Origin of the sequence: Nocardia sp. 2TAF39 (assembly GCF_052114905.1) — a bacterium.
Classification (GTDB): domain Bacteria; phylum Actinomycetota; class Actinomycetes; order Mycobacteriales; family Mycobacteriaceae; genus Nocardia.
In genome coordinates this window covers 1-6,296 of the sequence record NZ_JBFRFQ010000108.1, presented here as the reverse complement: position 1 = coordinate 6,296, position 6,296 = coordinate 1, and the positions used below count along the sequence as shown (strand labels likewise).

General features: G+C 67.0%; 7 protein-coding genes and 1 pseudogene. 7 read left to right on the top strand and 1 reads right to left on the bottom strand.

Translation table 11 applies throughout. From position 1 onward, the window contains the following. Positions 1–150 precede the first annotated feature (150 nt). The 4 genes and pseudogenes from AB4Z47_RS30425 to AB4Z47_RS30410 all read left to right on the top strand — a co-directional run bounded on the left by AB4Z47_RS30425 (position 151) and on the right by AB4Z47_RS30410 (position 3,254). Positions 151–381: a DUF6480 family protein gene (locus AB4Z47_RS30425; RefSeq protein WP_441956119.1), complete on the top strand. Its 231-nt coding sequence runs from the start codon at positions 151–153 to the stop codon at positions 379–381. 142 nt (positions 382–523) lie between these two features. Further along, a pseudogene (locus AB4Z47_RS30420) lies at positions 524–1,485 on the top strand (ferritin-like domain-containing protein). Positions 1,486–1,618: 133 nt separating this feature from the next. Continuing rightward, positions 1,619–1,807: a hypothetical protein gene (locus AB4Z47_RS30415; RefSeq protein WP_441956118.1), complete on the top strand. Its 189-nt coding sequence runs from the start codon at positions 1,619–1,621 to the stop codon at positions 1,805–1,807. Positions 1,808–1,817: 10 nt separating this feature from the next. Continuing rightward, positions 1,818–3,254, top strand: a complete 1,437-nt coding sequence (locus tag AB4Z47_RS30410; RefSeq protein WP_441956116.1) for an amidase — start codon at positions 1,818–1,820, stop codon at positions 3,252–3,254. Here AB4Z47_RS30410 and AB4Z47_RS30405 read toward each other — a convergent pair. Next, on the bottom strand, positions 3,236–3,922 hold the full coding sequence (locus AB4Z47_RS30405; protein ID WP_441956114.1) for a TetR/AcrR family transcriptional regulator: 687 nt from the start codon (positions 3,920–3,922) through the stop codon (positions 3,236–3,238). The two genes, AB4Z47_RS30410 and AB4Z47_RS30405, sit on opposite strands and share 19 nt — an antisense overlap. Positions 3,923–3,957: 35 nt before the next feature. On the opposite strand from AB4Z47_RS30405, the gene AB4Z47_RS30400 reads away from it, so the two are divergent. From AB4Z47_RS30400 to AB4Z47_RS30390, 3 genes are all read left to right on the top strand, one after another. Continuing rightward, positions 3,958–4,329, top strand: a complete 372-nt coding sequence (locus AB4Z47_RS30400) for an FAD-dependent oxidoreductase (RefSeq protein WP_441956112.1) — start codon at positions 3,958–3,960, stop codon at positions 4,327–4,329. Continuing rightward, the gene (locus AB4Z47_RS30395; protein ID WP_441956121.1) at positions 4,287–5,309 is read left to right on the top strand and encodes an FAD-dependent monooxygenase; all 1,023 of its coding nucleotides are present in this window, start codon (positions 4,287–4,289) and stop codon (positions 5,307–5,309) included. Before AB4Z47_RS30400 ends, AB4Z47_RS30395 begins: the two co-directional genes overlap by 43 nt. 363 nt (positions 5,310–5,672) lie before the next feature. Beyond that, positions 5,673–6,035 carry a GFA family protein gene (locus AB4Z47_RS30390; protein ID WP_441956110.1) on the top strand — a complete coding sequence of 121 codons (363 nt, stop codon included), beginning with the start codon at positions 5,673–5,675 and terminating at the stop codon, positions 6,033–6,035. Positions 6,036–6,296 lie beyond the last annotated feature (261 nt).

The following is a 6,296-nucleotide window of genomic DNA, read 5'->3' as shown; positions in this document are numbered from 1 at the left end:
CTCGGCGAACGTGTGGAACAATCGCACTGAAAGTGTCTGCCCGTCCTGGTCTTGATTGCTGCGTGAGAACATTAATCATCCCAGTTCAGAGGACACTTTCGCTATTTCAACACACCTCTACCCGCAGATTACGTCGGTGGATCCAGGCTAATGAGTGCGATGGATCCCGATCCCGCGAAAACTCCCGATTTGGAGGCGGGCGGCGGCGTGCAGCCGGGTGCTACGCCTCCGGATACCGCACAAACGTCCGGGCTGTCTGCGCCGGAGCCCGGCACCAGACACCACTTCCCTGTTACCGGGGTCGCGGCAGTGATCATCACAGCGGTGCTGGTCGTCGTCTTTCTCGCAGCGGCGATCGCGATCATGGTATCGATCTTCTGACCCGGCCCTGTCGACCGACGCATACCAGTCGGGCTGTCTCGCATGGGAGCGGGTTACCGGACGGTATTGCGGGTAGTCACGGTAGCGGTGCACACCCTTGCGCCGACCCGATGCCGTCAAACGCCGGAGGGACGAGATCCGCATGAGTACAGCCGATACAACAACCTTGCTGGCGCAGTTGCGCGCTGTCCTCGAGCTGACCAACACCGAAATCCAGATCGCCGAAACCCGGATCGTGCAGGCTCGGACCGAGGCGGTGCGCCGCGAGTTGTCCGCGAACGCCGACAACGCCCGCGTCCGCGCCGAGGCCATCGAGGCTGCCATCCGCGAACTCGGCGGGCTCCCGAAGCTGGTCGGTCCCCTTGTCGGGCGTGCCGCCGCCACAGTCAAGGCGATGGTCGAACAGGCTCAGCCGTTCGACGAAGCCCTGCTCGGCGACCTCGCTCTCGAACATCAGCTCCTCGACCGCGCCCGCTACATCAAGGCTCTCGCAACCACCGCCGGATACCCCGACGTCGTGGCGTTGGCGGAGCGGTTGATCACCGCACACTCGGCGACCGTGGACTGGCTGACCACCGTCCTGGCCGAGGACGCGCTCGGCGGGCCGGCCGCACTGCGCCGCACCCCCTTGCAGGCGGCCACCGGGACCGCGGTGAAGCTGGTCAACATCCCAGTCACGTGGTCCGCACGCGGCCTCGACCGGGCGCTGGACACCGTCCGCGCCACCAGACCCGCGCTCGGCGAGCTGCTCGCCCAAGGCGCGCACGCGGGCGACGTCGCCGTCAAAACCCTCACCGCCTCCCGCGACGCCGCCCTCGCCACCGCCGAGCAGGTCACCCGACGCGAAGGCGCGGACACCGCCGCTGACGCTGTGCATTCCATCCGCGCCACCACCGGCGTTCTCGAACCCGGCGAGCTACCCATCGATGACTATGACGAGCTGAACGTCACCCAAGCCGTCGCCGCGGTCAAGGAACTGACCGAACCCACCGACATCCGAGCGATCCTCGCCTACGAAGAAGCGAACAAAACCGCCAGGGTGTCGTCTCGGCCGCTCAAACCCGACTCGCGGCGATCGCCCGAGAAATCACCGGCCTCAGCTAACTCCCCTTGCCCGCCGGACAGGACTCGGTGTCGCCTGGTCGAGCCGGTCACAGCAATGCAAGCCGAGATCTGGCATCGCCGATACCCACCTGCCTCGGTCATGCAGGCATTGGGCACAGAATGCGGACACCCGGTGTCCGCGGCGGACATGCGGGTGTTCGCCGGGTTGGGCATCATGCTGCGGATCCGCGGCTGGACGTTCATCCGTGAATGCTCCGGTCCGGAAGTACTCACCTGGAGTTACGGGCCCTCCGACGCCGGCCGCAACTACCTCGACCGTTGTGCGAAGCAGCATTTTATGTCTTCTGCGGCGGGCCAATAGCGTCGGATTCATGGAGTGGAATTTTCGGTCGGCCGAAGAGCTCGCGGCTGCTTTGCGTGTCGGTGCGGTGACCTCGGTGGAACTGACCGACGAGGCGATCGCCCGTATCGAGCGGGACGACAAGGTGATCAACGCGATCTGTGTGCCGGACTTCGACCGTGCGCGGGCCGCCGCACGCGATGCCGACCAGGCGCGCGCCCGCGGCGAGGACCGGCCGCTGCTCGGCATTCCGGTGACGGTCAAAGAGTCCTACAACATCGCCGGGCTACCCACGACCTGGGGCATGCCAGCGCAGCGGGACTATGTGCCGTCCGAGGACGCGGTACAGGTGTCGCGGCTGAAGGCGGCCGGCGCGGTGCTGCTCGGTAAGACCAATGTGCCGTTGATGCTGCGAGATATCCAGAGCTTCAACGAGATCTACGGCACCACCAACAATCCGTGGGATCACGGCCGCACGTCGGGTGGATCCTCCGGCGGATCGGCGGCGGCCCTGGCGTCGGGATTCGGCGCGCTGTCCATCGGCTCCGACCTCGCCGGTTCGCTGCGCACCCCCGCGCATTTCTGCGGTGTCTACGCGCACAAGCCGACACTCGGGCTGGTGGCGGCCCGCGGTATGGTCGCGCCGCCCGCGCCGGCACTGCCGATCGATCTCAACCTTGCTGTTGTCGGTCCGATGGCGCGCACCGCCCGCGACCTCACGCTCCTGCTCGACGTGATGGCCGAACCGGACCCGCTGACCCACGGCGTCGCCTACGACGTCGTACTGCCGCCCGCGCGCCACGAGCGGCTGTCGGACTTCCGCGTCCTGATCATCGAGGACCATCCGCTCATTCCGACCGGATCGGCGGTGCGGGCGGGCGTGAACCGGGTCGCCGAGGCGCTCGTCGACGAGGGCGCCCGCGTCGGACGGCGCAGTCCGCTGCTGCCCGATCCGACCGAAGCGGCGACGCTCTACATGCTGCTGATGCTGTCGAACGCCGCCGCAGGTATTTCCGTCGACGTGTACGAACAGCTGCAGACCCACGCCGCCGCCCTGAGCGCGGACGACATGCCCGGCCTGCCCGCCACCGCGATACCTACTGGCCGCTCCCCCGAGGGTCTGCCGGTGGGAGTGCAGCTCATCGGTCCGATGTTCGAGGACCGCACCCCGCTGCGGCTGGCCGAACTGCTCGAGCAGAAGATCGGCGGCTTCCAGAAGGTCGTATTACCGGGGCGTCCGTCGAGGACGAAGCGCCCGCAGAAATCGCAACCGACCACGGTGACCCGAGAATCGTTGCAGAAGTTAACATCCGCTATTGCCACGGGGCGTTCGCGGCAACGCACGGTATTGCCGCGACCCGCGCGTGCACGACGTCCGCATTTGCCGAATGCAGTGTGTCGCGTAGATGGTTCCCCGTTCGGGCGGGATCGGCCTCGGTGTATTCGTGATCACTTTGCCGTCTGCTGAGAGTCCGCGATCCCGGTGAGGATGCGGCGCAACCCGTACGAGAACTGTTCGGCCGGGCTCAGGTCGGCGGATTTGGTCATGCGCGAAACCCGGGGATATTCGCCGCTCTCGATTACCTTGCGCATGTACGGGGCGACGGCGGCGCGCCACTGGTCCTCGGTCTGACCGGTGCGCCGCTGGGTCTCTTTCTCGGCGAGCTCCCGCATGACCGCGCCGCGCACGTAGTCCCTGATCAGCCCGACGGCCGAGCCCGCGTCGGCGATGTCCGAGGTCAGCGGGGCTGCCGCGGTGAGGGCGTGCTCCAGGCCGCGCAGCCAGTTGGGACCGAGCGATGGCCGGGTGGCCAGCAACGGGGCGAGCCAGGTGTGCCGCAGCCACAGCTCGCGCTCGCGGTGGGCGTACGCCTCGAGGTCGGCGCGCCAGTCTCCCGTCAGCGGCACGTGGTCGTCCTGTACCGCATCGGCCATGAGGTCGAGCAGGTCGTCGCGGCTGTCCACGTAGCGGTAGAGCGAGGTCGTGCCGGTCGACAGCTCGGCGGCAACGCGGCGCATCGACAGCGCGTCGAGCCCCTCGGCGTCGGCGATGGCGAGGGCGGCGTCCACGATGCGCTCCACGCTCAGGGCCTGCCTTTTCGACCGGTACGGCTCACGCTCCCAGATAAGCGACATGGACAGTAGTCTACAGAAGTGGATACAGTGTGCCCATGAACGGGAACACTGTATCCACTGATGTTTTGATCGCCGGCGGCGGATCCGTCGGGCTGATGCTCGCGGTGCTGTTGCGCCACCACGGCGTGAAACCCTTCGTCGTCGAGGAGAAGCCGGAGCTGTCGCCCCACCCCAGGGCCACCGGCATCGGGTCGCGGTCGGTGGAGATCCTGCGCGAGGTCGGCCTGGATCACGCGGTCAACGAGGCTGCGGTCGACTTGCGGGCGGGGAAGATCAGAGGGCGCACGCTTCAGAGGCCGACTTCACCGAAAGCGCGGAGTGGAAGACAAAAACCGCGGCCGAGCTCACCTACACACCGGCCCGGATCCGCGGCACCTGCGCACAGAACCGGCTCGACCGCGTGCTGATCACCAAGGCCGGCGACGTGGAGTTCGGCGTGGCGCTCGACTCGTTCGAGCAGGACTCCGGCGGCGTCACGGCGACCCTGTCCGACGGGCGTGTCGTTCGGGCGCGCTATCTGGTGGCGGCCGACGGTGTGCGCAGCCGGGTCCGGGAGGTCCTCGGCATCGGCCTCACCGGTCCCGGTGTGATCGGTCAGGAGACGACGAGTGTTCTGTTCGGTGCTGATCTGCGTCCGCGCGAGCCGTTCGCAATGTGCAATATCGAGCATCCGGACGCGACCGGCCTGCTGGTGACCATCGACGGCGAACGCGAGTGGGTGTTCCTCACCCGTCTCGACACGGAGCCGACTACCGACCTCATCCGCACCGCGCTCGGCGACCCGTCGATCGAGGTGGAGATCCGCAGTGTGCTCAGGTTCCGGGGGCGCGGCCAGGTGGCCGATCGACTCTCCGTCGGGCGGGTCTTCCTGGTGGGCGACGCGGCGCACGCGATCCCCCCACTGGGCGCGTTCGGGTTGAACGCCGGCATCGCCGACGCGCACAATCTGGCGTGGAAGCTCGCGCATGTACTGCGCGGTGAGACCGGACCCGAGCTGCTGGAGACATATCACGCGGAACGCCATCCGGTGGCCCTCATGACGATGGAGCAGGCGCGCCTGCGGTTCAACGATCCGTCCCTGCACTGGGGAAAGGACATGGCAGAGGCGCGCAAGGCAGCGGGGGCGATCAACGCGCCGGTGGTGCACATGGGCTACCGGTACGGCGGCGCGGACCTCCCCTCCACCGAGGACGTCGCCCTCGACCTCGACGGATCGCCGGGATCCCGCCTGCCGCACATGTGGGTGGCCGACGGGGTGTCCACGCTAGATCTCGTCGGATCGCAGTGGTGCGTACTCACGGCCGATCCCGACGTGGAGGCCGACATTCCGGTGCACCTCGTGGATGACTGGCCGTACGGGTGCTGGTCCGCCCCGACGGTATCGTGAGCCGTTCGTACCGCTAGCGCGCCCTGTGCTGTCGCAGCCCGCGCGGTTCGAACCAGCCGCGGCAGTGTCTCGAAGATCAACGTCGCCAGCAAACGCACTACTTTGCCGCAGGGCGGGCGTTCCGGAGCGCGGGATCCGCCAATCAGCAGCGCGACAACCTGTTCCACTTCTGTACGGCCATCGGCGGTTCCACGACTGGCAACCTCGCGGTCCCTCCACGGTGGCGAACGACAGCGTGGCAGAGTGCGTTGGTGCCTGCTCCGCGCGGAGGCTGTTCGAGGTTGAGGGCAGCGTCGTGGTTCACGCATACGAGCACGAGCAACCCTACTCATTCACGCCTTGTGCGTAACGACGAGGAGTCAAGTGAACGGCGGCTGTCTCTGTGGCAATATCCGGTTCTCCGCGGCTGGAGCCCCCGATTTCCCGCACCTGTGCTCGTGTGAGCACTGCCAGCGGCTTTCGGGTGCCCCGGTCATGTCATGGGTATCTTTTCCCGAGGAAGGATTCGAGTGGACCGGCCCGGGCGGGGAACCGACCTGGTTCGAGACGTTCCCGCAGATATGCCGCGGGTTCTGCCCAGTCTGCGGATCGAGCGTGGCATCCAAAGGTGATGAGGCCGGCTTGGTCGGGGTCACGCTGGTCAGCCTCGACGATCACAGCGGCCTCATCCCTGAGCGGCAAAGCTTCAAGGACAACGCGGTTCCGTGGCTGGCCCCGCTGGGCTGACCCACGAAAGTTATCTGGCTGGGCGCCGCGCTTGGACAGGTCATCCATTGTCTGTCCCGTGCAGCACGGTCGCTCAGCCTGCCCTAGGCGGTGGTGGCGCTAAGGTGATCATTGAATCCCCCCGGGTTCGGTGCACACCCGGTTATCTGTCTCCAGCCGGTTGCTCGGCGTGAAGTGCATAGTAGTCGGCTTCGTACTCGACCGGTGGTTTGCGGCCGAGTCGGTGCATCAGGCGGGACTCGTTGTACCAGCTGACCCAGT

Bases quoted from the DNA above. Each gene is read 5' to 3' on its own strand.
- AB4Z47_RS30425 (WP_441956119.1), top strand. From the start codon at position 151: ATGAGTGCGATGGATCCCGATCCCGCGAAAACTCCCGATTTGGAGGCG.
- AB4Z47_RS30410 (WP_441956116.1), top strand. From the start codon at position 1,818: ATGGAGTGGAATTTTCGGTCGGCCGAAGAGCTCGCGGCTGCTTTGCGT.
- AB4Z47_RS30405 (WP_441956114.1), bottom strand. From the start codon at position 3,922: ATGTCGCTTATCTGGGAGCGTGAGCCGTACCGGTCGAAAAGGCAGGCC.
- AB4Z47_RS30400 (WP_441956112.1), top strand. From the start codon at position 3,958: ATGAACGGGAACACTGTATCCACTGATGTTTTGATCGCCGGCGGCGGA.